The sequence below is a fragment of the Nitrosospira multiformis ATCC 25196 genome, assembly GCF_000196355.1.
Classification (GTDB): Bacteria; Pseudomonadota; Gammaproteobacteria; order Burkholderiales; family Nitrosomonadaceae; genus Nitrosospira; species Nitrosospira multiformis.
Map to the genome: position 1 here is coordinate 2,202,268 of NC_007614.1, position 25,072 is coordinate 2,227,339.

Annotated in this window: 23 protein-coding genes; 10 read left to right on the forward strand and 13 right to left on the reverse strand. The window is 53.2% G+C overall.

What is annotated here, in order from left to right:
• Window positions 1-3: 3 nt before the first annotated feature.
• The 4 genes from trpB to NMUL_RS10025 all read right to left on the reverse strand — a co-directional run bounded on the left by trpB (window position 4) and on the right by NMUL_RS10025 (window position 3,718).
• On the reverse strand, window positions 4-1,200 hold the full coding sequence (gene trpB / locus NMUL_RS10010) for a tryptophan synthase subunit beta (RefSeq protein WP_011381227.1): 1,197 nt from the start codon (window positions 1,198-1,200) through the stop codon (window positions 4-6).
• On the reverse strand, window positions 1,187-1,813 hold the full coding sequence (locus NMUL_RS10015) for a phosphoribosylanthranilate isomerase (protein ID WP_011381228.1): 627 nt from the start codon (window positions 1,811-1,813) through the stop codon (window positions 1,187-1,189). The genes trpB and NMUL_RS10015 overlap by 14 nt, the downstream gene beginning before the upstream one ends.
• On the reverse strand, window positions 1,798-2,685 hold the full coding sequence (gene truA, locus NMUL_RS10020; RefSeq protein WP_080557694.1) for a tRNA pseudouridine(38-40) synthase TruA: 888 nt from the start codon (window positions 2,683-2,685) through the stop codon (window positions 1,798-1,800). Before truA ends, NMUL_RS10015 begins: the two co-directional genes overlap by 16 nt.
• A 193-nt stretch (window positions 2,686-2,878) precedes the next feature.
• Window positions 2,879-3,718 (reverse strand): type IV pilus assembly protein FimV, encoded by an 840-nt coding sequence (locus NMUL_RS10025; protein ID WP_011381230.1) that lies wholly within the window; start codon window positions 3,716-3,718, stop codon window positions 2,879-2,881.
• Window positions 3,719-3,797: 79 nt separating this feature from the next.
• Here NMUL_RS10025 and NMUL_RS10030 point away from each other — a divergent pair, with 79 nt between their 5' ends.
• Window positions 3,798-4,061, forward strand: a complete 264-nt coding sequence (locus NMUL_RS10030) for a hypothetical protein (RefSeq protein WP_011381231.1) — start codon at window positions 3,798-3,800, stop codon at window positions 4,059-4,061.
• On the opposite strand, the gene asd is transcribed toward NMUL_RS10030, so the two are convergent.
• The 7 genes from asd to NMUL_RS10065 form a co-directional block, all read right to left on the reverse strand.
• Window positions 4,039-5,151, reverse strand: a complete 1,113-nt coding sequence (asd, locus tag NMUL_RS10035; protein ID WP_011381232.1) for an aspartate-semialdehyde dehydrogenase — start codon at window positions 5,149-5,151, stop codon at window positions 4,039-4,041. The genes NMUL_RS10030 and asd overlap by 23 nt on opposite strands.
• Before the next feature lie 60 nt (window positions 5,152-5,211).
• The gene (gene leuB, locus NMUL_RS10040; RefSeq protein ID WP_011381233.1) at window positions 5,212-6,273 is read right to left on the reverse strand and encodes a 3-isopropylmalate dehydrogenase; all 1,062 of its coding nucleotides are present in this window, start codon (window positions 6,271-6,273) and stop codon (window positions 5,212-5,214) included.
• A 26-nt stretch (window positions 6,274-6,299) separates the two neighbouring features.
• Complete coding sequence (gene leuD, locus NMUL_RS10045) at window positions 6,300-6,938, reverse strand: 3-isopropylmalate dehydratase small subunit (RefSeq protein ID WP_011381234.1); 639 nt, start codon at window positions 6,936-6,938, stop codon at window positions 6,300-6,302.
• 20 nt (window positions 6,939-6,958) lie between these two features.
• On the reverse strand, window positions 6,959-7,084 hold the full coding sequence (locus NMUL_RS10050; RefSeq protein ID WP_011381235.1) for an entericidin A/B family lipoprotein: 126 nt from the start codon (window positions 7,082-7,084) through the stop codon (window positions 6,959-6,961).
• A gap of 49 nt (window positions 7,085-7,133) precedes the next feature.
• Complete coding sequence (leuC, locus tag NMUL_RS10055; protein WP_011381236.1) at window positions 7,134-8,543, reverse strand: 3-isopropylmalate dehydratase large subunit; 1,410 nt, start codon at window positions 8,541-8,543, stop codon at window positions 7,134-7,136.
• 89 nt (window positions 8,544-8,632) lie between these two features.
• Window positions 8,633-9,781, reverse strand: a complete 1,149-nt coding sequence (locus NMUL_RS10060; RefSeq protein ID WP_011381237.1) for an MFS transporter — start codon at window positions 9,779-9,781, stop codon at window positions 8,633-8,635.
• Window positions 9,782-9,957: 176 nt separating this feature from the next.
• Window positions 9,958-10,509, reverse strand: coding sequence for a PRC-barrel domain-containing protein (locus tag NMUL_RS10065; RefSeq protein WP_011381238.1), 552 nt, complete (start codon window positions 10,507-10,509; stop codon window positions 9,958-9,960).
• A gap of 440 nt (window positions 10,510-10,949) precedes the next feature.
• Here NMUL_RS10065 and egtB point away from each other — a divergent pair, with 440 nt between their 5' ends.
• The 5 genes from egtB to NMUL_RS10090 all read left to right on the forward strand — a co-directional run bounded on the left by egtB (window position 10,950) and on the right by NMUL_RS10090 (window position 16,638).
• Window positions 10,950-12,275, forward strand: coding sequence for an ergothioneine biosynthesis protein EgtB (gene egtB, locus NMUL_RS10070; protein ID WP_011381239.1), 1,326 nt, complete (start codon window positions 10,950-10,952; stop codon window positions 12,273-12,275).
• A complete protein-coding gene (gene egtD / locus NMUL_RS10075) occupies window positions 12,272-13,249 on the forward strand; it encodes an L-histidine N(alpha)-methyltransferase (RefSeq protein ID WP_011381240.1) in 978 nt (325 codons plus the stop codon). The genes egtB and egtD overlap by 4 nt, the downstream gene beginning before the upstream one ends.
• Before the next feature lie 166 nt (window positions 13,250-13,415).
• On the forward strand, window positions 13,416-14,165 hold the full coding sequence (locus NMUL_RS10080; RefSeq protein WP_011381241.1) for a TerC family protein: 750 nt from the start codon (window positions 13,416-13,418) through the stop codon (window positions 14,163-14,165).
• Window positions 14,166-14,210: 45 nt separating this feature from the next.
• The gene (gene mnmC / locus NMUL_RS10085; protein WP_011381242.1) at window positions 14,211-16,064 is read left to right on the forward strand and encodes a bifunctional tRNA (5-methylaminomethyl-2-thiouridine)(34)-methyltransferase MnmC2/FAD-dependent 5-carboxymethylaminomethyl-2-thiouridine(34) oxidoreductase MnmC1; all 1,854 of its coding nucleotides are present in this window, start codon (window positions 14,211-14,213) and stop codon (window positions 16,062-16,064) included.
• Between the two features lie 190 nt (window positions 16,065-16,254).
• A complete protein-coding gene (locus tag NMUL_RS10090; RefSeq protein WP_011381243.1) occupies window positions 16,255-16,638 on the forward strand; it encodes a hypothetical protein in 384 nt (127 codons plus the stop codon).
• Between the two features lie 414 nt (window positions 16,639-17,052).
• On the opposite strand, the gene NMUL_RS10095 is transcribed toward NMUL_RS10090, so the two are convergent.
• Window positions 17,053-17,733, reverse strand: coding sequence for a PEP-CTERM sorting domain-containing protein (locus NMUL_RS10095; RefSeq protein WP_011381244.1), 681 nt, complete (start codon window positions 17,731-17,733; stop codon window positions 17,053-17,055).
• 2,909 nt (window positions 17,734-20,642) lie between these two features.
• On the opposite strand from NMUL_RS10095, the gene NMUL_RS10110 reads away from it, so the two are divergent.
• The 4 genes from NMUL_RS10110 to NMUL_RS10120 are packed head-to-tail and all read left to right on the forward strand — an operon-like array spanning window position 20,643 to window position 22,752.
• Window positions 20,643-21,275, forward strand: a complete 633-nt coding sequence (locus tag NMUL_RS10110) for a TetR/AcrR family transcriptional regulator (RefSeq protein WP_011381247.1) — start codon at window positions 20,643-20,645, stop codon at window positions 21,273-21,275.
• A 20-nt stretch (window positions 21,276-21,295) separates the two neighbouring features.
• Complete coding sequence (locus NMUL_RS10115) at window positions 21,296-21,934, forward strand: hypothetical protein (protein WP_011381248.1); 639 nt, start codon at window positions 21,296-21,298, stop codon at window positions 21,932-21,934.
• Window positions 21,935-21,956: 22 nt separating this feature from the next.
• Window positions 21,957-22,124: a ubiquinone/menaquinone biosynthesis methyltransferase gene (locus NMUL_RS16190; RefSeq protein WP_011381249.1), complete on the forward strand. Its 168-nt coding sequence runs from the start codon at window positions 21,957-21,959 to the stop codon at window positions 22,122-22,124.
• Window positions 22,117-22,752, forward strand: a complete 636-nt coding sequence (locus NMUL_RS10120) for a class I SAM-dependent methyltransferase (protein WP_202944819.1) — start codon at window positions 22,117-22,119, stop codon at window positions 22,750-22,752. Before NMUL_RS16190 ends, NMUL_RS10120 begins: the two co-directional genes overlap by 8 nt.
• A 55-nt stretch (window positions 22,753-22,807) precedes the next feature.
• Here NMUL_RS10120 and metG read toward each other — a convergent pair whose 3' ends face one another.
• Window positions 22,808-24,994, reverse strand: a complete 2,187-nt coding sequence (gene metG / locus NMUL_RS10125; RefSeq protein WP_011381251.1) for a methionine--tRNA ligase — start codon at window positions 24,992-24,994, stop codon at window positions 22,808-22,810.
• Window positions 24,995-25,072: the final 78 nt, after the last annotated feature.

The window sequence follows — 25,072 nt, forward strand, 5'->3', positions numbered from 1 at the left end:
AGGTTAGAAGGTGATATGCGAAGCGCGCGCCACGGTGGGCATATCCTTGTCCCCACGCCCCGAGAGGTTCACCAGCAGCAACTTGTCGGAAGTGAGGGCAGGCGCGAGCCGGGCTGCATAAGCCAGCGCATGACTGGATTCGAGCGCGGGAATGATCCCTTCGTAATGGCACAGTGCGTGGAAGGCTTCCAGAGCCTGCTCGTCGGTTATTCCGAAATATTCGGCCCGTCCGCTGTCCTTGAGCCAGGCATGCTCCGGCCCTACGCCGGGATAATCCAGGCCTGCCGAAATGGAATGTGTTTCGACGATCTGCCCATTCTCATCCTGGATGAGGTAAGTGCGATTGCCGTGCAACACGCCAGGGCGTCCCTTCGTCAGGGTAGCGGCATGCTGATCCGTCTCCACGCCGTGTCCGGCCGCTTCCACTCCGATCATCCGGATGCTGCTGTCGAGGTAGGGATAAAAAAGCCCGATGGCATTTGACCCCCCCCCCACGCAGGCGATCAGGGCATCGGGCTGCCGTCCGTAATCCTCCTGCATCTGGGTTATGGCCTCGCGCCCGATGATCGCCTGGAAATCCCGTACCATCATGGGATAGGGATGAGGTCCGGCCACAGTACCGATGATGTAAAAGGTATCCGCAACATTGGTCACCCAGTCGCGCATGGCCTCGTTCAAAGCATCCTTCAGCGTGCGTGAGCCGGATTCGACCGGTATGACCTCCGCACCCAGAAGCTTCATCCGGTAAACATTGGCAGCCTGGCGCTCCACATCGACCGATCCCATGTAGATGACACACTCCATCCCATACCGCGCTGCGACCGTGGCCGTGGCAACACCATGCTGGCCTGCGCCGGTCTCGGCTATTACCCGCGATTTGCCCATGCGCCTTGCCAGCAGCGCCTGTCCCATCGCATTATTGATTTTGTGGGCGCCCGTATGGTTCAGGTCCTCGCGCTTGAGCAGGATCTGGGCGCCCCCCAGCTGCGCAGACCATCGTTTTGCATGATAGATGGGAGTCGGGCGTCCCACATAATGCTTGAGTTCATGGGCGAATTCTGCCTGAAAGTCGGCGTCGCTGCGATAGCGCTCGTACTGTATGCGTAAATCCTCCAGTGCCGAGATCAGCGTTTCAGCGACAAAGATGCCGCCATACGGACCAAAGTGCCCATGACTGTCCGGAAGATCATAGACTTTCACTGATTCCAACTCCTCGCATGAATGCTGCAATTTTCCCCGAATCTTTAATGCCCTTCGCGGCTTCCACGCCACTGGACACATCCACCGCCCAAGGATGGGCCTGCTGGATTGCGCTCGTAACGTTGCCTGCGTGTAGTCCCCCCGAAAGAATCAGCGGCAGCGGCAAATTGCGCGGAATCAGGTTCCAGTCAAACGCCTCTCCGGTTCCCCCCGGTTCCCCTTCCACATACGTATCCAGCAGCAAACCGGTGGCTCCCGTATAAAGGGATGCGTATTGTAGCAAATCCAGCCCCGGCCTGACTCTTACCGCCTTTATATAGGGAAGCGAAAATTGCTGGCAGAACTCGGGGCTTTCGCTACCGTGAAATTGCAACAGGTTCAGGCCGGCAACCGAAATGCTTTCGTCTACCCACCCCGCCTCAGGGTCGACATAGACACCCACTGAAGTAACGAATGGCGGCAGCGTGGACACGATTCCGCGCGCTTCAGCCGGTGAAATATAGCGCGCGCTCTGCTCCCAGAAGACAAAGCCCACGGCATTCGCTCCGAGATGCACTGCCGCAAGCGCATCTTCCACTCGGGTTATACCGCAAACTTTTACTCGAATCGACATATATCCCTGACTTCCGGTGTTGCGCCCGCAACTGGGTTTCCGCCACTTGTCGCCCATGATGTGAGGATAGCCGGCCTGTTTGTGCCCGGCACTATTGCGGTCAGAGGGGGCTCGACAAAGGGTGGCAGCTTCCACCTCGCATCATAGGCAACCCCTGCCAAGTATAACCCGGAAGCGGAAAAAGTCGGTGCAGCTTCGCTGCGCTTCCCGTTTTCAAGCAGTTTCCCTATCCAGTCAGGACGAAATTTACCTTTACCTACATAGACCAGACAACCGACGATATTCCGTACCATGTGGTGCAAAAATGCATTAGCGCGCAGCTCAAACGCAACCATGTTTCCCACTCGCGTAACTTCCAGTTTTGTCAGGGTGCGTACAGGGGATTTGGCCTGGCATGCAGCAGCCCGAAAGGCGCTGAAATCGTGTTCGCCCACCAGCATTTGTGCCCCCATCTGCATGGATTCGAGACGGAGCGGATGGTGATACCAGCCGACTCGGTGCTGATGAAGGCCCGGCCGCACTGGGTGGTTCAGTAACAGGTAGAGGTAACAACGCTCAAGCGCACAGTAGCGGGCATGAAAATCGTCTGCAGTAGGGGATGCCCATAGCAGGGCAATGCCGCTGGGCAGCAGGGCGTTTGCACCCCGCACCCATGCATTCATAGGTCGCTCCGCCCGAGTATCGAAATGCAGCACCTGGTAGATCGCATGAACCCCTGCGTCGGTTCTCCCTGCCGTCACTACTCGGATAGCCTCGCCTGCAATTTCAGACAAGGCCGCTTCCACGGCATCCTGCACGGTATTTCCCCCTGGCTGGCTTTGCCAGCCGCAGAAATTGCTGCCGTCATACTCCAGCACCATTGCGATTCTCACGGTAAAGCTACCATCGTGATTCTGGTGATACTTGTACCGGCACGTCCAGGGAATTTTTAAACACTTTTCGGGAAACGGAAGTAATGACGTATAAGCAGACGCTCTCCAGCGTGACATTGGGCGCTGATTGGGTAGTCCGTCATTGCCCACCGCTTTCGCACAAGCCATCCTGTACGACTCTTATGCTTTCCCGCTACAGAACGAGTGCCCACGGCAGCGGTTCCTCTTCTTTTTCCCGTTCATCTGTTCCAGAAGACTGTTTTTTGTGCCACTCGGCTGTATGCATCCTCACTTCCTGATCGGCTTCTCCTGCTGTTATCGTACTGATTTCGCTGCTGTCGGGTATTCTCAGGACGAATCCCATCTTGAGCTGATGCATGTTGTCGCCAAAGAACGCCTCGCGGTTTGCGCGAAACAGGGCCACCAACACCTGATTGAAGCTTGCTTCAGGAGGAAGCGCAATATTTTTTGCGATTCCTGATAAGGTATCGCCCGGTTTTACGGGACCGTAGATCCGATAGGACGAGTTTGACGCGGAGAGTCCTGAAGGGAGTCCGGTTTGTCTTGATGAGAAGCCATCGTGGGCTATAGCCGGATCTGTTTTACCCTCTGCAGAGTCAATACGCGGATAGCAATGCGGTGTCGGCTGAGCTGACTCATTTTCCCGGGAGGATGCACTCGTTTCGGCAAGGGGGAGCAAGGCTGTATATTCACGCAACAAACGTCCCGACGCCCAGTTCAGCTCAATCAGGATATTCAGGAACGGTTCGTCAACGGGTTGCCGAGAAACAATCCTGATATAAGGCTGACCATCTGGATGGGTTTCAATAGTGGTTTTAAACGTGGATAAAAGCGGAGAATAATCGACATTTACCTTGCGGAAGACATCATGTGATGCAAGGTGGGCATTCAGGAAAAATTTCTCTTCTGTTGTTACCCCCACAAGATCGATTTCTGCTCTGAACGGCTGTCCTTGCACGGAATTGACAGTCAGCCTTCCCAGGCCTGCTGCGTGACTGGCTTCCACCGACATCACGGCGGCCAGAAATGAAAAAAACAGACTGCACTTAAACCTCGACTTCTGCACGGCAGTATACTCTCAGGGAGGAATAATGCCCTATCCCTTGACGAAGATCGGAAACGTGGTCAGACATCGGCTGCGTGCATGCAAGACGCGCATCCGGCGGGTTTCGTTTACGAAGAAAGCGGGTTGCCATCGAACGATAGGCAATCTTCAATCGGACGACTGCGGGAAAATGACTCTCGAAAAGGCGCAGGGGAAGCTCCGGAAGATGGAAATCAGGCGGCACGATGTCTTGATTCACCGCGCGCCTTTGCCGCTTCTAGCGATTCTCAGGCCGCCACCAGAATTCTGAGCATTCTGCGCAGCGGCTCTGCGGCCCCCCAAAGCAACTGGTCTCCCACAGTGAATGCAGAAAGATACTCGCCGCCCATGGCAAGCTTGCGCAACCGGCCAACCGGTATTGTCAGCTTGCCGGTAACCGCAGCGGGAGTCAACTCTTTCAAGGTATGCTCCCGCTCATTGGGAACGACCCTTACCCAACTGTTCGAAGCGGCAAGCACGTCTTCCACCTCATCCAGCGGAACATCCTTCTTCAGCTTCACGGTCAGCGCCTGGCTGTGGCAACGCATGGCCCCTACACGCACACAGATACCGTCCACGGGAACCGTTCGTTCACCACGCCCCAGTATTTTGTTTGTCTCGGATTGCCCCTTCCACTCTTCCCGTGTCTGCCCGTTGCCCAAATCCCTGTCTATCCAGGGGATGAGACTGCCTGCAAGCGGCACACCGAAATTCTCGGTTGGAAAATTTTCATCACGAAGTGTTCCCGCCACTTCACGGTCGATGTCGAGTATTCCGGCCGCAGGGTCATCCAGCAGATTTTTCGCCACGCGATGGGCTTCGCCCATTTGCAGAAGCAATTCCCGCATGTTCTGCGCCCCGGCGCCGGAAGCTGCCTGATAAGTCATGGCGCTCATCCATTCCACCAGTTCTTCTTTGAAGAGCCCGTTCATGGCCATCAGCATCAGGCTGACGGTGCAATTGCCTCCGATATAATTCTTTATCCCATCGTGCAGAGCCTGTTCGATAACGGGCATGTTGACCGGGTCCAGTATGATGACAGCATCATCTTTCATCCGCAGCGTGGAGGCTGCATCGATCCAGTAACCCTGCCAGCCTGCTTCCCGCAGCCGGGGAAAAATCGCGCCGGTATAATCCCCTCCCTGACAGGAAATCAGAATGTCCATGGACTTGAGCTCGCCTATATCATTCGCGTCCTTCAGCGGCGGAGCCTCCTGGCCGATGTCCGGTGCTTTGCCGCCCTTCTGCGAAGTGGAAAAGAAAGTTGGCTCGACCAATGCAAAATCATTTTCTTCCCGCATACGTTGCATGAGAACCGACCCTACCATGCCACGCCAACCGATAAAACCCACTCGTTTCATTGATATCTCTCTTTTGGAAGAAATCGTGGTTGATCAACCACAGGATATGAAGTGTCGTTGCTACAAACTTGCCAGAACCGCATCACCCATTGCTGCGGTTCCGATTTTCATCTTTCCTGGCTCGTAAATATCCGCCGTCCGGTATCCATCAGCCAGCACCTTTTTCACTGCCCGTTCGATTCGGGATGCCTCCTCCTCCCGATCGAAGGTATAGCGCAGCATCATCGCAACTGAAAGGACGGTGGCCAGAGGATTCGCCACGTCCTTGCCGGCGATATCGGGAGCAGAACCGTGTATGGGTTCATAAAGCCCCTTGTTCCGCTCATCGAGCGATGCCGAAGGCAGCATGCCGATCGAACCGGTCAACATGGATGCTTCATCCGACAGGATGTCCCCGAACATATTGCCTGTCACAACCACATCGAACTGCCGGGGATTGCGTACAAGCTGCATGGCCGCATTGTCCACCAGCATGTGCGAAAGCTCCACGTCCGGATATTCACCTGCCGTTTCGGTCACCACGTCGCGCCACAGCTGGGTTGATTCCAGTACGTTCATCTTGTCGACAGAGCACAGCCTGCGACTGCGCTTGCGCGCTGCCTGGAAAGCCACCCGCGCTATTCTCCGGATCTCGGCTTCGCTGTAAATCATGGTATTGTAGCCGATGCGCTGACCATTCCGTAATTCAATCCCGCGTGGCTCACCAAAGTAAATATCCCCGGTCAACTCGCGCACGATCAGGATATCGAGTCCGGACACCACCTCGGGCTTCAGCGTGGAGGCATCGGCAAGTTCAGGATAAAGTACCGCAGGCCGGAGATTGGCAAACAGGTTCAAGGCCTTCCGTATGCCAAGAAGGCCTTGCTCCGGCCTGAGCTGCCGGGGCAGCCCGTCATATCGCGGGCCGCCCACTGCCCCCAGGATCACGGCGTCCGCCTGAGCCACCAATGTGCGCGTTGCCGCGGGAAAAGGCTCGCCCGCTGCATCTACAGCACATCCGCCCAGCAATCCCTGTTCCAGTTCCAGCTTCAATCCATCGCTTCTCAGCGTTTCCAGCACGCGCACCGCTTGCGCGACAATTTCCGGGCCGATACCATCTCCGGCCAGAATTGCTATTTTCATAAGGTCCTTTTAAAGGGGAAAGTCTGTCAGGCGAACAGCCACGGCTGTTCTGCGCGGCGTTTTTCTTCGAACGCGCGGATTTTGTCCGCGTGCTGCAACGTGAGGCCGATTTCGTCCAGACCATTCAGCAGACTATGCTTGCGGAAAGGATCGATATCGAAGGAGAAAGATTCTCCGGCAGGAGTGGTCACCGATTGCTGCTCCAGATTGACGAGCAATCGGTACCCTTCGATGGCCTCGACCTCGCGGAACAACTGATCCACCTGTGAGGTGTCGAGCACGATGGGAAGCAAACCTATTTTGAAGCAGTTGTTGAAAAAAATATCGGCAAAACTGGGGGCAATGATTACCTCAAAGCCGTAATCCTGCAATGCCCAGGGAGCATGTTCCCGGCTGGATCCGCAACCGAAATTGGCGCGGGCGAGGAGTAGCCGGGCATCGCGGTAACGCGGCAGGTTAAGCACAAATTCAGGGTTGAGTTTACGAGTGGCAGGGTCGATGCCTGGCTCGCCATGATCCAGGTATCGCCATTCATCGAAGAGGTTTTGCCCGAAGCCGGACCTCTTGATGGATTTCAGAAACTGTTTGGGAATGATGGCGTCGGTGTCGACGTTCGCCCGATCCAGTGGGACCACCACTCCCTCGCATGAATGAAACTTTTTCACTGCTGATTACCGTTTTGCAATTATTTTGCAGATTTTTCCAGTGCTTCTCCGCCGCTTTGAACGTCTTTGCCTACTCCCTGAATGGTGTGGCAGGCAGACAGGCCAAAGGCAGCGATCAAGGCAAGCATCATCGTCAGCGTTCGCATCACAACTCCCTGTAGTAGTATAAAAAACCGTTATTGTTGTACTGGAATTCTAATATATTTCCCTTACATCCACAAAATGTCCCGCGACTGCGGCAGCGGCGGCCATCGCAGGGCTCACCAGGTGAGTACGCCCCGCGGGACCCTGCCTGCCCTCAAAGTTGCGATTGGAAGTGGAAGCGCACCGTTCGCCGGGCTCCAGCCTGTCGTCATTCATCGCCAGGCACATCGAGCAACCCGGTTCGCGCCATTCAAAGCCCGCATCGCGGAATATCCTGTCCAGCCCCTCCTGCTCTGCCTGATGCTTGACCAGGCCCGATCCTGGTACGACCATTGCAAGCTTGATGCTCTTCGCAATGCGACGGCCCCTCACCACCTCGGCGGCGGCGCGCAAATCCTCTATGCGCGCATTCGTGCAGGAACCGATGAATATTTTATCGGGGCGAATTTCACTGATCGGGGTGTTGGGAGCCAGCGCCATGTATTTGAGCGCCCGCTCCATGTCGTGACGCTTCACCGCATCCGCGATTTCTGTCGGATCAGGCACCTTTCCATCCACTGTCGCAACCATTTCGGGGGAAGTTCCCCAGGTTACCTGCGGCTTGATCGAGGCGGCGTCCAGTTGAACCCCCTTGTCAAAGCTCGCACCCTCGTCACTCTTCAGGGTACGCCAGTAGGCCACCGCTTTTTCCCAGAGATCGCCTTTAGGCGCAAAGGGACGGCCCCGGAGATATTCAATGGTGACATCATCCACTGCCACCATTCCCGCACGCGCACCCGCCTCGATCGCCATATTGCAGAGCGTCATGCGCCCTTCCATCGACAGCCCACGAATCGCGCTGCCGGCAAACTCGATCGCATAGCCTGTACCTCCGGCAGTACCGATCCTGCCGACCACGGCAAGCGCCACATCCTTGGCGGTAATGCCATTGCCCAGGTTGCCATCTACCACGATCTGCATCGTTCTGGATTTCTTCGCCAGCAAGCACTGCGTCGCCAGCACATGCTCCACCTCGGAAGTACCTATGCCAAAGGCAAGGCAGCCAAAAGCGCCATGCGTGCTTGTATGCGAGTCGCCGCAAACCACTGTCATTCCTGGCAGGGTGGCACCCTGTTCCGGTCCGATGACATGCACGATGCCTTGGCGCTGATCGTTCATTCTGAATTCGGTGATGCCCAATTCCTCACAATTCTGATCGAGCGTTTCCACTTGCAGGCGAGATACCGGATCACTGATGCCATGATCTCGCCCGGTGGTCGGCACGTTGTGGTCTGCTACCGCCAGAATGGAATTGAGGCGCCACGGCTTGCGTCCGGCCAGCTTCAACCCTTCGAACGCTTGGGGGCTGGTCACCTCGTGCACGAGGTGACGATCGATATATAGCAGCGCCATGCCTTCCGCATCATCGGATTCTTCATGCACCACATGGCTTTGCCAGAGTTTGTCGTATAACGTTTGCATTTTTGTGGAAAATGGGAATAACGGCTTCAAATCTCAATGTTTCATTATCCCATAATGAAATATCAAGGAACAGCAAGAGTACGCAATTGTCACGCGGACCCGTCGATGTCCATCTTCCAGACTACCAGCCCCAAGCCCAGCGACACGGCCATCGCACTGATCGTAAAAGTGAGTCCTGCCCCCAGCCAATCCCACGAATAACCGCTGAATATGCCCCCAATAGTGCCGCCGAGCCCGAATGTGAGACTGGTGTAGAGGGCTTGCCCCTTCGCCTGGTGGCGCCCACCGAAGAGCCGATGCACCACCATCATGGCGGTGGCGTGATGCGCCCCGTAGGTTGCGGCATGCAGCACCTGTGCAGAAAATATGACAAACGGCCATTCCACGCCCCAGCCTATCATCAGGAAGCGTGCTACGGCACAGCTGAAACTGAACACCATGATCTGTTTCATGCGGAATCGGCGCATCAACTGCGGCATCAGGAAAAATATGCCGATCTCACAGATAACCCCTGTGGCCCACAGCCAGCCTACGAGACTTTTGCTGTATCCGTACTCGACAAGATAGATCGAATAAAAGGTGTAGTAGGGGCCGTGCGCAAACACCATCAACAGGCACGCTGCAAAAAAGGCCAGTACTTCTGGCCGCCGGAATATTTGTGGAATGGAATGCTCGGTGGCAGGATGCGTTGCTGTCCCGACTTCAGGAATCAGTCGTGAAAAAAAGACAATACCGAGCTTGAAGCCAAGGACAGCCCATAGCAGCGAGCTGATGCTGGTCGCATCCAGCAGATAACCAACCCCGGTTACCGCCAGAATGAATCCTACTGAACCCCACACCCGGATGAGTCCGTATTTTGTGATGTTTTCTCCCAGGTATGAAAGTGTGGTTGCCTCGATCAACGGCAGGGAAGCGCTCCAGAAAAAACTCATCAGCGCCATGACCACAAACAGCCAGCTATAGGACTCGCCGAGAAAAACGCCACAGTAGCTGACCAAGCCTGCAATTGCAGCCGAGCGTACAATGAACATTCGCTTGCCGACGTGATCTGCAAGCCAGCCCCATGCAGCCGGGGCAAAGATGCGAGTGACATGCAGCAGGGACATGAGCACCCCGATCTGAAAGGAAGCGAAAGAAAGGGATTTGAGGTAAAGGGTCCAGTAAGGAGCAAAGGCGCCAATAAAGGCAAAATGGAAGAAATAGAAGCCGGAAAGACGCCAATAGGGGATGGATTGCATTTATGCGAGTTTACAGGCTATTTGACAGATCATTTAATCAGCCTGTAACGGATATGCGGTTTAAAGCATGATGACCGCCTTCGCCGCATGAGGAGGTCAAGCTGTATGCAACCTCATAAAACAAGGGGTGCAGGATACCCTGCACCCCTTCTTTACTTGATACTACCTAACAGTTTTTATTTGTGCGTGTGAAAGGTATCGTCGGTTTTGTCTTGCACGTGGTCAGCGCCGACCGGTGCAACCGGAATGATCCTTTCATTGTTTCGATGGGCAGAGGTCTTATAGTCTTTCCTGGAGGTGGTTTCGTAGTCTGCATCCATGTAAGACTTCGTTCCATAGTAGGAATTGATCGTGTTCTGCCAGGAGGGATCCGCCATATCCGGCCAGTCATCCTTATCGAATCCCGGTGCGGAGTCGAGGCGTTCCTTATCCACGTTGAGGATGAAGCGCTTGTTCTCTGTATCGAGCGTCAGCGCGCTCCAGGGCACGGCGAAGAGTTTATCCCCCATTCCCAGAAATCCGCCGAAAGACAGCACGGCATAAGCGATTTTGCCGTTGTTCATATCGAGCATGATTTCCTTGATGTCGCCAAGATCTTCGTCCTTGGTGTTGTATACATCCTCGCCAATAAGAGTGTCCGCACCCATCAGACGGGGCCCCGGGCCCTTCCCTTCCTCCTTGCCATACTTCTTGTACATCCCGTAGGTATCGCGATCTGTATAAGCCATAACTATCTCCTATGAAAGTATGAAATTAGTAAATTCTTAAAGGTTACTGCTTGAACTTCCTGTAAGAACTTTTCTGCATTTCACCCTCACCGCTTCGATCCGGCTTGCTGCTTCCTGCCGATGTGCCGGTCCTTCTCTTCCTCGAAGCGCCTTAGATGTATACAGAATGCTTCAACCTGGAAAGAGGATCAGTGCGGTATCGAACAAAAATTGACTTTTCCACCAAATCGCACGCAATTCAGGATCATCAGAACTTATATGTCTGAAAGCGTACAGAGTACATCCTTTCTCTTTGAGGAGAATTGCAACTAGAACTCGTCCGCGCTAAGGGATAAAGAAATGAAGAAGGCAGGAATCGGCCTGTTTACAGGAAAGGAAAGATATTCCTTCCAACTGAAATGAATATCGTCACGATAGATAAATGTCACCTAGATAAATAAATGATCATGCGGAAAACACTCAACCGACCTGTCGAATTATCGCCATTCCCGACATGGCTTCAACGATATCGTGAAATTCGCAGGCAGACGCTGAAACTCGTTGAAACACTTGGGCCAGATGATCAGATGGTCCAGTCCATGCCTGACGCAAGCCCCTCCAAGTGGCATCTTGCCCATACCACATGGTTCTTCGAGGAATTCATCCTCGCACAGCATTTTCACGGTTATGCCCGTTTCGATGAGCGATTCAGCTTCCTCTTCAACTCGTACTACAAACGGCTGGGAAAGCATCCGCATCGCTCTATTCGGGGTACGTTTTCCCGTCCCACCCTCGATCAGGTTCGTCTTTATCGTGTCTACGTAGACGATGCCATGGAGGAGTTACTCCTGCGTGAAGCTTCAGCCGAAATTTTACGATTGGTCGAACTGGGGTTGAATCATGAGCAGCAACATCAGGAATTGATCGTTACGGATATCAAACATGCGTTCTGGAGCAATCCCCTGCGGCCCAGTTATCAGCCGGAACGAATACGCGTTGTGGCATCCGCAACGGCTGCTCCACCGTTAAAATGGTATTGTTTTGACGAAGGCATCTACCAGATAGGGGATGACGATACCTCCCATTTTGCATTCGACAACGAATTACCGCGGCATCCCACTTATCTCAGTCCCTTCCGCATTGCCTCCCGCCTTGTAACAAACGAAGAGTACCTGGAGTTTATGGCCGATGATGGTTATGCGCGACCGGAACTATGGCTGTCGGATGGCTGGGACCATGTATGCGAGCATCAATGGACAGCGCCGCTCTACTGGGAACAGATGGACGATGGCTGGAGCCAATATACCTGTGGCGGCACTGTGCCGCTCGATCCGAGCGAACCGGTATGCCACGTAAGCTTTTACGAAGCGGATGCATTCGCGCGTTGGGCGGGCGCCCGGCTGCCAACGGAATCCGAATGGGAAGCTGCTGCGAGATCCAGCAGATGCTCGACCATTTTTGCAAACCTGTTTGAAAACGAAAATTATCATCCCACGCCAGCCGTTCATTCCAAATCGCAACAACAGAGCATGCAACAGATGTTGGGCGATGTATGGGAATGGACCTCAAGCCCTTATTCCGCCTATCCTGGTTACCGTCCGCCAGCAGGGGCAGAAGGGGAATACAACGGGAAATTCATGTGTAACCAGCTGGTCCTGCGCGGGGGATCCTGCGTTACACCGCGCTCTCATATACGGGAGTCATACCGCAATTTCTTTCTGCCCCAGAAGCGTTGGCAATTCTCCGGGATACGTTTGGCTAACGACAGTAATGACAGGACTGCATGATGATTACATCCAAATCCCTCAACCGGAAATCCATTCCCGCTCCGCTCCCTTCCATCGCCGAAGATGTACTGGAAGGCCTCTCTCGCACACCCAAGAGTCTACCGCCAAAATTGCTTTATGATGCTACCGGCTCCGACTTGTTTGAACAGATCACCTGTCTGCCGGAATATTATCCTACTCGAACGGAAGCGGGCATACTGACGGTCCATGCGGAGGAAATATGCAGCCATCTGCGCCGCAATGTCTCGGTCAGCGAGCTTGGGGCCGGAACCGCGACCAAGACTCGAATTCTGCTGCGTTCTCTTGTGCGGCAGCAATTCGGCGTGAACTACTTTCCGCTCGATGTCTCCGATGCTGCCTTGCAGTTGGCCAAGGATGAAGTGGAAAGCGAATTGAGCAGGGTGAAAGTTCACCCCCAACTTGGGGATTTCGACAACCTGACATTTCTTGAACATCAGTCTCCGCCGCGCCTCGTTCTTTATATCGGTTCCAGTATCGGCAATCTGGAAAACGACGCTGCGATCGCCTTGCTGCAGAACATTGCACGAAACCTGTCAACCGGAGATAAGCTGCTGCTCGGGGCAGATCTCGTGAAAGACATCAATGTCATGCATGCTGCTTATAACGACGAGGCAGGAGTGACTGCTTTGTTCAATAAAAATCTTCTTGTCAGGATCAACCGGGAACTGAGCGGGCACTTCGATCCCGAATCGTTTTGCCATATCTCATTCTGGAATGAGGCAGAATCGCGCATTGAACTGCATCTCGAAAGCGCTTGCCGCCAAGCGGTCAGGATAGATACGCTTGATATGACATTCCACTTTGACCGGGGTGAACGGATTCATACGGAAAACAGTTACAAATACACTGTCGAGCATCTCGAAAACCTGCTCCGCTCTGGTGGTTTCCAGGTCGAGCATACCTGGACAGATCCTGATTCCTGGTTTGCGGTCAGCCTGGGCGTGATAACATGAAGAACTGCTCAGGTTTCTGATCCGATTGTACGATTTCCGCTTTCCGGCACCTACGGCATCCGGCCATTCGCTGTATCAGTATCAATACTTGCTAGATATAAATAGCAAGATCACGGTAGTACATTCAATAAAGTCTGCGACGGGGAATTGAGAATGAGGAGTAGGGATGTTTGAGTGGCTGACGAGCCCGGAAGCATGGGTTGCACTGCTGACGCTGACTACGTTGGAAATTGTTTTAGGTATCGACAATATTATCTTCATCTCAATACTGGTAGGACGCCTTCCTGAAGCCCAGCGAAATTTTGCCAGAAGGATGGGGCTTAGTCTCGCGATGCTGAGTCGGCTTGCTCTATTGTTCTCGATCTCCTGGGTAATGAGCTTGACCAAACCCTGGTTTGCAATTTTGGGCAATTCCATTTCAGGGCGCGATATCGTATTGATCGGGGGAGGGCTCTTTCTCCTGTTCAAGGCAACTCATGAAATACATAACAGTCTGGAAGGCACGGATAACAGCAGCAGGAACATCTCCGCCACGAGCGTAGGCATGGTCCTGCTACAGATTGCCATCCTAGATATTGTATTCTCGCTGGATTCCGTCATAACGGCTGTAGGCCTGGTCGACCACATTACATTGATGGCTATTGCCATTATTCTCGCGGTTCTAGTCATGCTACTGGCGGCCAAACCAATAGGAGATTTTGTAGAGAAGCATCCGACAATCAAGATCCTTGCCCTTTCCTTCCTGATACTGGTCGGCGTTACCCTCATCGTCGAAGGCTTCGACGTTCATGTTCCGAAAGGCTACATCTACTTCGCCATGGCATTCTCGGTCACTGTGGAATTTCTCAACCTTCGATTACGCAAGAAAACAGTGGAACCAGTCAGGTTGCACCGGCACATAGACAACGTCGATTGATGATGAATCCGGCTTTTCGCCAGCATACCGGCTGAATCTTCCCGCATGCTTGACTGGCAAAACGGACAACTGTATTCCACTCGCTTCGGTGACGTCTACTTCTCAAGAGACTCGGGACTGGAAGAAAAACAGTACGTCTTCCTGCAGGGCAACCGGCTTGCGGACCGTTTTGAGTCCTTGCAGCCTGATACCGCGTTTTCCATTGGAGAAACGGGATTCGGCACAGGATTGAGCTTTTTATGCACTTGGCGGCTATTCATCCAGATTGCACCCCTTCGGACCAGTCTTGATTTTTTCAGTGTTGAAAAATATCCGCTTGATGAAAAAGAACTGAGCGCAGCGCTCGCGCTTTGGCCCGAACTGGGCCCATACGCCGATGAACTTATGCTGCGCTGGCAGCGGCGTGTACCCGGATGGAATCGGTGGAGCTTCGCCGGAGGAAGAGTGCGTCTCACGCTGGCAATAGAGGACGTGACCCGGGCGCTGCCTGAAACGCACGGTATCGATGCATGGTTTCTTGACGGCTTTTCACCGGCGCGAAACCCGGAAATGTGGACACTCCAGATTTTTCACTGGATTGCGCGGGCGTCGCGAGCAGGCGCAACCTTTGCGACCTATACCAGTGCCGGCGTTGTTCGTCGCGGTTTGGAACAAGCAGGGTTTCAGGTCAAAAAAATATCCGGCTTTGGCCATAAGCGTGAAATGCTGCAAGGTGACCTTCCTGGCCCCCCTCCCGTTCGACTGGCTCCCACCACCGCGATCGTTATCGGAGGGGGAATAGCAGGGTGCGCCGCTGCTTCGGCGCTGGCCAGTCGTGGACTTATAGTTGAACTTCTGGAATCACACACCCTTGGCGCGGGTGCGTCAGGCAACCCGATTGGTATACTGCACGCCCGCCTGAGTGCAGGAATGAACGCCCTGCACCGCTTTGTGCTGGCATCCTACGGACATGCGCTCGCCTTGCTTGACGAAAAAATACCCGTCGATGGCGTCATGCGGAGTGAATGCGGAGAACTGCAGCTGTCATTCTCCGCCGAAGAAGCAAGACGAATCGGGAAGCTTGCGACCCTCGACTGGCCCGCGCATGTTTTCCGACCAGTAGATGCGGCTGAAGCATCGGCCCTTGCGGGAATTGAGCTTTCATATGGTGGCCTTTGGTTTCCCGGTAGCGGTTGGCTTGCTCCGCCTCAACTTTGTGTAGCCTTGCTTGGCAGTCAGGCTATCACCCTGTATACCGGTCGCACGGTAAAATCACTTACCCCAACGAGTCACGGGTGGCGTGTGCAAGCGGAAGATCAGAGGAAGCAAGCGTGGTCTCTGGAGGCCGAGATAGTTGTGGTTTGCACCGGATATCAGGTGAAATCGCTTCCAGCATTGGCAAATCTGCCGCTAACCCCGGTACGGGGACAGCTTACCTTGATCCCTGCAACAACCGCAAGCCAGAATCTCCGCACCATCGTATGCGGGAGTGGCTATTTCTCCCCTGCTGTTGCAGGACGACATATGGTGGGAGCAACCCATCGTTTTAACGATACATCGATTAACCTGAATGTATCGGAGCATGCGGAAAACTTATCCAGACTGCGAGAAATTTCTCCTGTCCTCCGCAGGTTGAGTGACGAGGTAAGTCAAGATATCAGGCAGCTTGAGCAATTGGATGGACGCACATCTATCAGGGGGTCTGTTCCAGGCGCCATGCCGCTCGTCGGCGAACTTTTGCCCGGACTGTATACCAGCCTCGGCCATGGAACGCGTGGACTGATTACCGCGGGAATTTCAGCCGAATTGGTCGCGGCAACCGCCTGCGGGCAACTGCTGCCGTTGCCATTGTCCGTTGTCAATGCGCTCTCGCCTGTCCGAAGAGCTTCTCCCGCTATTCCGGTTTCAATCAAGGGATAGGGTGTACTAGAGTCCAATGGGCAACGTGGTTGAAAACCAGTAGAATACGCACCCATCTCTCTCGGATAATTCACCCTTTACATCTTGGATGCCAGGCCGCTCTGTAAGGGACCGATCCCGGGCTGTTCTACCCGTTGGCAGAGAGAGCAAGTTTTGAACGCTGACAGGAACGCTCTCACAGAGGAGTCTTATGAACGCAGAACCCAAGCGCGAGCCGCTAAAAGGCGCGAAGTCCAATCCTCAGACGACGCAGTCACCCGTACCGATCAGCTGCTGGACGAGCGCTGCAATCGGTATTACCACCTACATATTCGAAGAATCGGAGGAAGCCCTGCGTCAGTCCGGGCTGGTACCTGATTGGCTCGGTTATCCCGCGGACCCGGGGCACGGTGTGGCCGTGCCTGCTCATCCCGACTTCCCTAACTATCTGAAGCTCCTGAGGCTGAAAAGCGGCCAGTTACGTCTCATAATCGACGTTCGTGCTGTATTGAAAGCAGATGGTCAATTTCAGCGTTTCCTCGGCGGCTTGACAGCCGATGCAAACCTTTCCCTGGTTAAAAGAGAGTCGGCCTGATATCGAGGCCCCTCATTCATTCGAAGACTCTCCCCGATACAAAAAAGGTTGGGCAAAACTGCCCAACCTTTTTTATGCGCGGAAAGTACGCATGCTCCAATCCCTTCGAAATCCCTCACCAAAATTTTCTCATGTTTTTTCCTGAGGATCCTGATGCTCTTTCGGGACCTCATGGTCGGGAGTAATGACTTTCCCGTAGGCCGACGGATAAGGTGCTTCCGGGGTGGAAGGTTTGCAGCCAGCGGCAGCGAACAGCACCAATGCGGCAGCCAGAACTGTGTTTCATTTACCCGTTCTCCGTAAGATCCAGACCACCGTTCATGAGAGAACCTGTTGCATTCCGTCCGTTCACAACTTTATACGGCATCAGGTTCTGCATATGTGCCGCAACAAACTGTGTAATGATAAAGCGTACTAAACCGGGCTCCCTGTGCGTCTGTTCACGCGTACCGTAAAAATACTCAAAATGCCGATCATGACAAGCGCGAGGACAGTAGGCTCCGGGACTGTGCCATCGGGCAATTGAGCCGGTATACGATCAAAATAAGTCTGGTTCGCCAACCCCTGGTTACCTACGTTCAGATACCCGGATGCAACAAGATCCGAAGAGGAATTGCTTTTTAACCAACTCATGGTCCAATTCGCACCCTGCATGTTGAGTTCATAAGTTTTTCCGTTGACCACAAAATCCTTTACGAAGAAAAACCCGTTGAATACGCCATTCTCGAACCGTATGGACGGACCTCCTAAAATATTCGCATCTCCAAATTCGAACTCCAGGGGAGAACTCCCGAATTCTATACTGAAGATAGTACTGCTTGATGCGCCGGTAACTTCTGCGAGTGGAATGTTCAGCGTGCCAGTACCACTCCCGGGTATGAGACTTTGATCGAATAATACACTGCCGCTGACGCTGCCGGCGGCACAGCCGCTGCATGTATTGGTTCCCTGCAAGCCCAGGCTGTTAGCCAGCCCACCCGTGGCGAGAATCCCCCCGGAGAAATCGGCAGTTATATAAACCGGTGCAGCCTGAGTAGCCGATACAGCCGCCGCAAAAATTCCCGATACAATTGTGTTGTGAAGAAACTTATTCATACTCCCCCCTGCATATTGAAAAGACAACAGTAGAACCGGACGTCATCTTACTTAAAGCACGCCATATCGCTATTGGACTTCAGTACATCCTGGACTCTGGTACAAGGGAAACAAGACGCGGGTTCTCGGCTTTATCAAGCAGGGCCGAAAGTGATCAAGGTGCCGAGGGTATGCGATCAGTTCTCAGGAAAGGATGGTGGGATAAAGGCCAACACGTACCTCGGACTTGCTGCTTCCATTCGAGTACTTTGTTTTTCCTTGCAAAACAGTCTCATTCATCGACCTCCGGCTTTCAGTGGGAGGGCATGCCGCATCCTATGCAAGCGGTCCTGTGGTTCTGGCAACAGGAGTGCCCTCAGCTGCAGAGTCTCTGGAGTACGGGAAAGGGGATATTACAACGCACTGCTCCCGAAACCGACTCACTGTTGGATGCGGCTACAGAGGGTGCGGAACCGATTCATGCAGAATTCCTGCACTTCGCACCCTGAAAAGAAAATCGCCTAGCGCAATAGCACATAGGCGACTGACTATACTACTTGAACTGGCGCGTCCGGCAGGATTGGAACCCACGGCTCCAGTTCGTAGCCGATTTGCTGAACCGGTATTTTTTGTTTCCATACGTTAAGTATTTAACGGTAAAACCTCTCTTGTATTGTTATTCTACCTACTCGTTTCTCTCCTCCAAACAGGGAAGCGATTGCGGTAAACTCACCCCTGGCCCGGCGTTCGTCCGGGCCTTTTTATTGAACCCATCCAGCCTTGAATTACTGGTCTTCTTTTCCTGTCTTTGAATTGCAGACGAGCAACGGTTTAAATCGCCGTGATTCGGGTGACGGCGCGGATGACGCTGCTGCTTCCCTCTGGCAGGTTAGAGAGATATGCATTACTGCGTCCAATCCAGCTTTAGCCAGGAAAGAAGAACGCCATTTCCCCCGTCCTCATAACAGCAATGGGATTACCCCTATATTCTCCCTTTCTATTTCACATAAGTGAAATATGATTGACTTCAATGTGGGATTCACCCCGACTTACTGTCGGGCCCACATTCTTGCTTACGCTGCAATCAATTCTCCTCACTGAGACTGCCCTATACCGAGGCTTGCTGATCCGGTTTGTGTCATATCAGAGCTGGACACGGTAAGTTCGCATCGTCCCGAATTTTAGGGGTAGGATAAACAAAGACGAATCATGGAAAATGATGCAAATTTAAAGAAGAAAATCAGCTTCGAGAAGGAACAAGATTCGAACGTTTCAAATCTGTCAGATGAAGAGTTTCATCAGTCCTGCCAGATACTCACCAAGGTTCTTGCCACACTGCCCCCCAAGAGACAAAGGGAACTTTTTGGGTTGCTACAAATTCTCGCGGAAGATGGCACTTCCCAAAAACAGCAATCCTCGGTTAGGCCGCTAGCTGAAAAAATAGTGGCCACGGTATGTAGAGACGATCATTCATCGCGGCCTCTTCCATACCATCCGGAACGCAGAATCTCCGATAGGCGACGTAGCGATCGACGTCAAAGTGATCAGGGAAAACGGTTATGCAACGCTGGAACTCCATGGACGTCAGAGGACATCCAGATACTGGAGATCATGGCAAAACAAGGGATTCCGCATAGACGGATCGCATTGAAGCTCGGCAGGACTTCCACGGCAGTCGAAGCAAAAGCCAGGACACTGAACGTCCCCTTGTCCGATGAGTAGTTTTTTTATTGTACTGTACTGGCTGTTTCTCTACCCTTTCACTCCCTGGTTGTCGCCCAAAACGGCTAATAACCATCTGGGGGTTTCCGCACCCGAACTTGCGAATGCCTCATAACTGATTTACATCAATTTGAGGGGCCGGGAATCCTGTATCTTATTATCTGGCAACCCGTTCTGGTGGTTTTTTGTTGCCCTCCACTCTTCCGACAATAAGCACCAAAAATAAGCACCAAAAATCCGGTTCTAATCGGCCGATGGAAGCTTTACTGCTGAGCTATGATAGCCATGCGGTTAGTAGCTACCATCACTGCCGCTTCCGGGCTCTTTCTCCTTCTTTTGAGACCTGGGTTTATGATGTAGTGGACTCTCCTTTGCCCGGCTCACCGCCGGGCCTTTTCTTCCTTATTGCCTTGGCGCAGACCTGCAGCCGACTGACTCGTGTTTGTACCAACTCCCTGCTTCCTGATTTCTGCCGCCATGCCACTAGAGAAAAGGAGGAATTAAAGGATTAAGGGATTCACCTTCTCAGATAATTATAAACAAGTTGCTTAAGGCAATAACTACGCTACCAATCCGATCTAATCCCTGTTCCCTTTTCTCCTTTTCTTTTCAACTGCTTTTTGAGCATCGCTTCTTCCTGTTTACGCTACGCCCCCTCATCGTCACTAATCTGTTCTTTCTCCTCCCGCATCGCCTGAACGCCTAACGCCTACTCCCTGCACTCGTCCCGTCTGGGCCGGCTGGGATTGGCTTTAAGGGCATAGTCGTAAAGATCGCTTTCAGCGAGGCCTGGAAGCCGTAGCCAACCAGTTCGTCTTCCTTTTAGGATCGGCGCCGGCACTATTTGTGCTGCAAGGTTGCCCACAAGTTTCTCAGCTTTTCCTTCCATTTGGGGACTTCTTCCTCTCCCAGAATCAGCTAAATCCTATCTTTGGAAAATTCATATCCATTCCTCTTGTAATGTCTTTATTGAGGGCATAGAATAAAATCAGACTGATCGGTCTGTTTTTGATGGCACTCTGGATGGAGGTGAATAATGAGAGTGAAATGCGTGAATGGAATTGATGTCGACCGGTTGCGGGCAACACGGGAAATTCGCCTGGATGCTGGCAGGATCGCGAGAAAAATCAGGAAACAATTAGCAGAGGGGAGCGTCCCGGGCCGAGCAAAACCCCATCAATCCATGCAGATCCTGGAGGAATAGGCCGATGAAGGAAGCTCGCAAATCGATCGAGGAAAAACTGCTTTTGGCCGCGCGCCGCCTGTTCTGCCGTGCCGGGATCCATGCGACAGGCGTTACGCGGATTCTCGAGGAAGCGGGTGTGGCACGCGCCAGCCTCTATACCCACTACGGCTCAAAGGAAAATCTGCTCAAGGCGGTGTTCGATACGGAAGCGAACATGTGGTTTCACTGGTTCGACCTGGACCTGCCACATCTCAAGTGTTCCCCCCGGGAGCGCATCCTGGCCCTGTTCGATCTGCTGGAGAAATGGTTCGCAAAAGAAGACTTCTTTGGCTGCGTATTCATCAATGCCGTAGCGGAACACGAAAAGGATAGCCGCTGGGTAAAGGATATAGCCAGTGCGTACCGGGATCAAATAATTGACCGGCTGAGGTCACTGGTTGTGGAAAGCGGAGCCAAGGATCCCGATATGCTCACTCAGAAACTGGGCCTGATCATCGAAGGTGCGATCGTAACCGCTATGGTCACTCAAAATAGCCAGCCCGCCTATATCGCACGGCTTGCCGCTGAGGACATTCTACGCTGTATGGAGTATACCCTCTCTCCAGCGGAGAATTCTGCATCATCCGCTGCGCCTGCCTCCATGGAACCGGTTTAGTCGAATTACGGGAGAAGTCAATGGATAGCATTTGGGCAAATTTATCGACAGGGATGCGGCGTTTTCTGGCTCTGATCGGATCTCTCGCGGTTATCGTGGCAGTCGGTTTGCAGTTTCACGTGAGCTCTCAGGGGGATCAGTCAAACACCTATCCGAAGGGTTTTCGCGGAGGCACATGCACCATAGAGTCCGACTCCCTGGTCATCGGCTATTCGGGTTATTTCATCCCAGGAGACTATGAAATCCCTGAAGACGCAACAGGCGCGATGTCTGTCCCTGTCCTGTGCGGAAAAATACCCAGCCCCGGAGTTCTGGATGTCACGATTGATCTTCTTTATCCGGAATCGGCGCGCGAATGGCTGCTGACCATGGCGCTTACAAAAATGGAAGGCGGCATGCCATCGAACACACTGCTGGCGATTCCTTCGAGAACGTACGAGTCCGGCACCATTACCCAGGTATTGCGTATCGCCGAATTGGGGGAATACAGGCTTTATCTATCCGGCAAGGATCGGAATCAGACTGATTTCACGCTGGAAATCCCCATCACCGTGGGAACGCCATGGTACGAGGGTGTTGCTCAATTCTGGCCCATGTTCGTTCTGATGGTGGCGGCAATTCTTTATCAGGCTTTCAGAAAACTCCGACTACTTAAATAAATACAACCGGAGGATTCCCGGAATGGCAGGTTATGTTGGCGATGTCGCCATTGCGTATGATCGCGATCTCGGGCCCGTGCTTTTCGAGCACTATGCTATTGACATCGCAAGGCGCGCAACCGAAGGATCAGTCCGCCACATGCTTGAAATCGCGGCAGGGACGGGAATAGTCACCCGGCCAATTGCGTAACGTACTCCCCAAGGATGCGCTGCTTACGGCAGTCGACATCAGCGATTCCATGATGGACGTCGCGCGCGCAAAGTTTCTTCCCCACGAGCAGGTCACGTTCCAGGTTGCGGATGCTACGACATTGCCTTTCGAAAATGAGGCGTTCGATGCGGTGGTCTGCCAGTTCGGTGTGATGTTCTTCGATAAAGATACGGCATTTCGCGAGGCATACCGGACATTGGGGCGTGGAGGGCGCTACTTGTTCAGCGTCTGGGATTCGCGGCGCTATAATCCCTTTGCCAGTCTGGCTTTCGAAGTGCTGAAGCAGTTCTTTCCACTAAACCCGCCCAGATTCCTTGAGGCTCCCGTTTCCTCATTCGAGATCGATCCCATCAAGGAGGCGCTTATCCAATCAGGTTTCGAGCGGATTGTCATCTCGGTTCAGGGACGGGAACACGATATTCTGGATGTGCGGACCTTCGCGCGAGGGTTGGTGTTCAGTCCCGTCATCGAGGAAATCAGAGAGCGGGGCGGAGTGGAGCCGGAGGATATAATCGCGGCATTGGCGGAAGCACTGAAAAGAGAGTATGGCTCACGCCCTACGCGTTATCCAATGCAGGCCATACTGTTCGAGGCGGAAAAGCCTTGAGCTGCAATTCCGGTCACACTTCGCCAGGTTCGTCAGGTTCAGGAATTCATTCTCGTTATTTCACCTTCATTCCGGGGCGCGCACCTTCATCGGGAGAAAGCAGATAAGGGCCTTCACCGTCTCCCGCAGCCAGTACCATTCCTTCGGATATACCGAATTTCATCTTGCGCGGTGCGAGGTTGGCAACCATGACCGTGAGGCGTCCCTTGAGCTGTCCGGGATCATAAGCTGATTTTATGCCTGCAAATACTGTTCGCTGTTCCGAAGCGACATCCAGGGTTAGCTTGAGCAGCTTGTCGGCGCCCGGCACGTGCTCCGCATCGAGGATTTTCGCGACCCTGAGATCAATCTTGCCGAAATCCTCGATGGAGATGGTCGACGCGCTGGCTTGGCCTGCTTCTCCTTCTTTTGCCGGGGCGGGTGTGGTGGAAGAGTTTTTTTCCATGGTTTCTACAGCTTGTGCAACCTGCTGTGACTTTGCGGGTGCCAGGCTTTCCTTGTTTGCATGGGTAAGCATTTCGATCTGCTTCGGATCGATCCGGGTCATCAAGTGCTGGTAATCATTGATCCGATGTCCGTCCGGCAATAACCTGTGCTGCGAGTTTGCATCCTTCCATGTAAGAGGATCTAGTCCCAGGAACTGCTCCGCTTCCATTGCAAGCTTCGGCAGCACAGGTTTCAGATACACCGTCAGCATCCGGAACATATTCAACGCGACGCTGCATACTTCATGCAATTCCCTGTCGTTCCTGCTGTCTTTCGCCAGTACCCAGGGTTTCATCCGATCCACATATTGGTTGGCCACATCGGCCGCCGACATGATTTCCTTGATCGCTTTACTGTACTCCCTGCGTTCATAGAAATTTGCGATGGACATATGACGGCCGAGAAAAGTATCTCCCTCTCCCAGTTCGCAAAAAAGAAACTGATTGAACCATTTCCGGCTCGCTTCCGAAACATTGTGTGTAAGCTCGCCCCCGAATTTTTTGGTGATGAACCCTGCGCATCTGCTGGCGATATTGACATATTTCCCTACCAGATCGCTGTTCACGCGCGCGACAAAATCCTCGAAGCTGAGATCGATATCCTCCATGCTGTCGTTGAGTTTGGCAGCGTAGTAATAACGCAACCATTCCGGATTCAGTCCTTGCTTCAGATAGCTCTCAGCAGTGATGAAAGTCCCCCTGGATTTGGACATTTTCTGGCCGTTGACGGTTAGAAACCCGTGAGCATAAATCTGAGTAGGGGTGCGATATCCCGAGAATTCCAGCATCGCCGGCCAGAACAGGGCGTGAAAGTAGAGAATATCCTTCCCTATGAAATGCACCATTTCCGTATTGCCACCAGGACGGAGGAATTCATCGATCTCGGCCTGGGTTCGCTGGTTCTGCTTGAAGTAATTCTTGAAACTGCCGAAATAACCGACCGGCGCATCCAGCCAGACATAGAAAAATTTCTTTCCGCCGGTACGTGGAATAGGGAAGCCGAAATAGGGCGCATCCCGCGAGATATCCCAGTCCACGAGACCCGCTGAAAGCCACTCGTTCATTTTATTGGCAGCTTCAGGTTGAAGTCGCGGTCTCGTTTCCAAGGCGACGCCGGGCTGAGCCGGGATGGATTCAAAAATCCAGTTTTTGAGGAAAGCCTCGCAACGCACATCCGAAAGTTTGAAGAAATAGTGATTCGAAGTGCGGCGCTCCGGTCGGGCGCCGGAGACGGCAGAGTAGGGACTGATCAGGTCGGTTGGCAGATAGGTGGCTCCGCAAGCCTCACAGGAATCTCCATACTGGTCTCCGGCATGACATCTGGGGCATTCGCCCTTGATGTACCGATCCGGCAGAAACATCTGCTTGACCGGATCATAAAACTGTTCCACCGAACGTTTGGCAATCAGCTCCCCTGCCCTGAGCTGACGGTAGATATCTTCGCAAAACGCCTGATTCTCGGGCGAATCGGTAGTGTAATAGTGATCGAAGCCAATATGGAAACCATCGAAATCCGTCTTATGCTCATGCCATACGCGGTCTATCAGCTGTCGCGGAGTGATGCCTTCCTGTTCTGCGCGAAGCATGATCGGCGTGCCATGTGCGTCGTCGGCGCAAACATAATGGACCTCGTGCTCTTGCATTTTCTGGAAACGAACCCAGATGTCAGTCTGGATGTACTCCACCAGATGGCCGAGATGGATGCTGCCGTTGGCATAAGGGAGGGCCGAGGTGACGAGGATTTTTCGTTTGTTCATCAAGCGATTGAGAAAGGGGTTCGGAATGACGCAAAACGATGATTGTAACAAACTGTGGGGCTTGCGGTCTTTGGGGCT

Bases quoted from the DNA above. Each gene is read 5' to 3' on its own strand.
- NMUL_RS10080 (WP_011381241.1), top strand. From the start codon at position 13,416: ATGTTTGAGTGGCTGACGAGCCCGGAAGCATGGGTTGCACTGCTGACG.
- NMUL_RS10115 (WP_011381248.1), top strand. From the start codon at position 21,296: ATGGATAGCATTTGGGCAAATTTATCGACAGGGATGCGGCGTTTTCTG.
- NMUL_RS10030 (WP_011381231.1), top strand. From the start codon at position 3,798: ATGCCCTATCCCTTGACGAAGATCGGAAACGTGGTCAGACATCGGCTG.
- NMUL_RS16190 (WP_011381249.1), top strand. From the start codon at position 21,957: ATGGCAGGTTATGTTGGCGATGTCGCCATTGCGTATGATCGCGATCTC.
- NMUL_RS10090 (WP_011381243.1), top strand. From the start codon at position 16,255: ATGAACGCAGAACCCAAGCGCGAGCCGCTAAAAGGCGCGAAGTCCAAT.
- egtD (WP_011381240.1), top strand. From the start codon at position 12,272: ATGATGATTACATCCAAATCCCTCAACCGGAAATCCATTCCCGCTCCG.
- egtB (WP_011381239.1), top strand. From the start codon at position 10,950: ATGATCATGCGGAAAACACTCAACCGACCTGTCGAATTATCGCCATTC.
- metG (WP_011381251.1), bottom strand. From the start codon at position 24,994: ATGAACAAACGAAAAATCCTCGTCACCTCGGCCCTCCCTTATGCCAAC.
- mnmC (WP_011381242.1), top strand. From the start codon at position 14,211: ATGCTTGACTGGCAAAACGGACAACTGTATTCCACTCGCTTCGGTGAC.
- NMUL_RS10015 (WP_011381228.1), bottom strand. From the start codon at position 1,813: ATGTCGATTCGAGTAAAAGTTTGCGGTATAACCCGAGTGGAAGATGCG.
- leuC (WP_011381236.1), bottom strand. From the start codon at position 8,543: ATGCAAACGTTATACGACAAACTCTGGCAAAGCCATGTGGTGCATGAA.
- NMUL_RS10060 (WP_011381237.1), bottom strand. From the start codon at position 9,781: ATGCAATCCATCCCCTATTGGCGTCTTTCCGGCTTCTATTTCTTCCAT.
- NMUL_RS10025 (WP_011381230.1), bottom strand. From the start codon at position 3,718: ATGTCGGTGGAAGCCAGTCACGCAGCAGGCCTGGGAAGGCTGACTGTC.
- asd (WP_011381232.1), bottom strand. From the start codon at position 5,151: ATGAAACGAGTGGGTTTTATCGGTTGGCGTGGCATGGTAGGGTCGGTT.
- NMUL_RS10095 (WP_011381244.1), bottom strand. From the start codon at position 17,733: ATGAATAAGTTTCTTCACAACACAATTGTATCGGGAATTTTTGCGGCG.
- NMUL_RS10110 (WP_011381247.1), top strand. From the start codon at position 20,643: ATGAAGGAAGCTCGCAAATCGATCGAGGAAAAACTGCTTTTGGCCGCG.
- NMUL_RS10050 (WP_011381235.1), bottom strand. From the start codon at position 7,084: ATGCGAACGCTGACGATGATGCTTGCCTTGATCGCTGCCTTTGGCCTG.
- leuB (WP_011381233.1), bottom strand. From the start codon at position 6,273: ATGAAAATAGCAATTCTGGCCGGAGATGGTATCGGCCCGGAAATTGTC.
- NMUL_RS10065 (WP_011381238.1), bottom strand. From the start codon at position 10,509: ATGGCTTATACAGATCGCGATACCTACGGGATGTACAAGAAGTATGGC.